This window comes from Saccharothrix sp. NRRL B-16314 (assembly GCF_000716595.1).
GTDB lineage: Bacteria > Actinomycetota > Actinomycetes > Mycobacteriales > Pseudonocardiaceae > Actinosynnema.
Genome location: NZ_JNXC01000160.1, coordinates 1 through 368, shown reverse-complemented (window position 1 = coordinate 368; position 368 = coordinate 1). Strand labels below are relative to the sequence as shown.

1 protein-coding gene is annotated in these 368 nt (G+C 68.2%); it reads right to left on the bottom strand.

Annotation, left to right across the window (positions count from 1 at the left end):
* Positions 1–358 (bottom strand): MarR family winged helix-turn-helix transcriptional regulator (locus OQ02_RS39485; protein WP_331281578.1); only part of this gene is annotated, 358 nt, incomplete at its 3' end.
* Positions 359–368 lie beyond the last annotated feature (10 nt).

Genomic DNA, 368 nt, shown 5'->3' with positions numbered 1-368 from the left:
GCGTCAGGGACGCCCGGAGCTCGCCGAGCGCCTCCGTGCCGATCTGGTCGATGAAGTGCTTGCGCACCGATTCGACGTGGTGCGGGGCGACCTTGCGCATGGTGGCCATGCCCTCGTCGGTGAGGACGGCGTAGAGCCCGCGCCGGTCGGACTCGCAGTTCTCGCGCCGGACGAGTCCGGCGTTCTCCATGCGGGTGATCTGGTGCGAGAGCCGGCTCTTCGACTGGAGCGTGGCGGCGGCCAGGTCGCTCATGCGCAGCCGCCGCTCCGCCGACTCGGAGAGGTTCACGAGGATCTCGTAGTCGTTCATCGTCAGGCCGAAGGGCTGGAGGTCCCGCTCCAGCTGGTACGTCAGCATTCTGTTGACG